We start from the raw sequence: 1,726 nt of genomic DNA on the forward strand, positions 1-1,726 counted from the left end.
GGCCCGATCATGCGGTGGATGCGCCACGATTGAATAGTTCGTTGAGTATCTCACATGGGGTTGCTCCGCCGAGGATTTGTCGGGGTGTTTCATTGAGTTCTTTTTGCACCCAGGCAACGTGCTCAGGTGTGACTGCGGCAAAGTCGGTGCCCTTTTTGTAGAACCTGCGCCGGATCTCACCGTTGGTGTTTTCATTGGTTGGCCGTTGCCACGGTGAGTGAGGGTCACAAAAGTACACCTTGCAGCCGTCTTTGATCTGGATGCGCGTGATTTCCGACATTTCCACGCCTTGATCCCAGGTGATGGTCTTTAACTGTTCGGCATTGAGGTCTTTGACCATCTCTTGCAGTGTTTCCACCACAGTTTTTGAGCTGTGCTCGTCCGGGAGATGGCCAAGCAAGGTGTAGCGACTGGTGCGCTCCACCAGGGTAATCAGCGCGCTTTTACCGCCTTTGCCGATGACAAGATCACCTTCCCAGTGACCAGGGATTGCCCGGCTATCGGCTTCAGGGCTGCGCTTGGTGATCTCAGCGCCTGCAACCCAAGGACGACGACCGGTTGGCACCCCGGCGCTGCGCGCCCGTGGCTTGCGTGTCTTGCCTGCGCGGATAAGCACGTCTTGTGTCTTCATCACAGCTTCAAGCTCGGCACGCAGACTGCCTTTGCCTTGGATGTACAAGGCGCTGTAGATCGCTTCGTGGGAAATACGCATGCTTTCATCATGGACGAACGTGTGCGCAAGCCACGCACTGATCCGGCCTGGTGACCACCTGCGGGCAAGGCCCTTGACCACCACGCTACGAAGCGACTGGTTTGTCTCGAGCTTGCGAGGTTTCGGCCGCAGCCTCCGCTTGGCGGTGGAAGCAGCAGCGTTATAGGCGTTGTACAGCATCTGTTCCGCCCCATCGTCACGGATGATTTTCCAACCATTGCGGTTGATCTCACGCGCGACGACACTGTGATGACGCCCGATCTGCTTCGCGATGGCTCGCGCTGACTCTCCAGCACGACAACCAGCTTCAATAGCGACGCGGTCTTCAACGGTAAGCCTGTGACCACGCCCAACTACGGACTGCTTATCAAAGACACCACTGGAAGGCCCAACAGCGGCTTGCGTATTCATAGGTGCTGGCACAGCACCATCTTCCTCCGGCGCAGTGCCTTGCTCCGGTATCGACACCGACGCCCCCGCAGGGGCTTGCCCATGCCGTCGACCAGGCTCATCACCCGACTTTGTCGCCTTGGCCCGCTTCACCCACGCATACACCGTGGAAAGATGCACACCAAACGCGTCAGCCACACTCCGGTAGCTTTCCCCAGCAAGCACTTGCGCCACCGCGCGATCGCGCACCTCCTGCGGCACAGGAGAACGCCCCGGGCGCACAGTAATCTCACCAGTCCGCCTCAACCTGTTATGAAGCGAGCTTGGTTCCAGCCCAACGGCCCGCGCAGCCCCGGTGATCGACATGCCCGCACGCACCAACCACACGCCCTCTTGGACAAGAGGTTCCCGGTCGCGGCTCGCACGCTTGGCAGGCGGCAAGACACCAGCGGCCTTCAACCACGTGTAGACAGCATCGGCGCACACACCGACATCACGCGCAACCACACCAACTGCCTCACCTGCTTCAACCCGCTTAACAGCAGCAGCCCTAATTTCCTTCGGAACCCAACGCGGCACAACTACCTCCCGGTCGATGTGGCGCATTCACCCCTAGACCGGACG

The 1,726-nt window shown here is 59.4% G+C and carries 1 protein-coding gene; it reads right to left on the reverse strand.

Features of this window, described 5'->3' with window-relative positions; translation table 11 throughout:
* Nucleotides 1-7: 7 nt before the first annotated feature.
* The gene (locus HMPREF2550_RS11795; RefSeq protein ID WP_210400204.1) at nucleotides 8-1,363 is read right to left on the reverse strand and encodes an IS30 family transposase; all 1,356 of its coding nucleotides are present in this window, start codon (nucleotides 1,361-1,363) and stop codon (nucleotides 8-10) included.
* Nucleotides 1,364-1,726 lie beyond the last annotated feature (363 nt).

This window comes from Corynebacterium sp. HMSC074A01, assembly GCF_001831515.1.
Taxonomy (GTDB): Bacteria; Actinomycetota; Actinomycetes; order Mycobacteriales; family Mycobacteriaceae; genus Corynebacterium.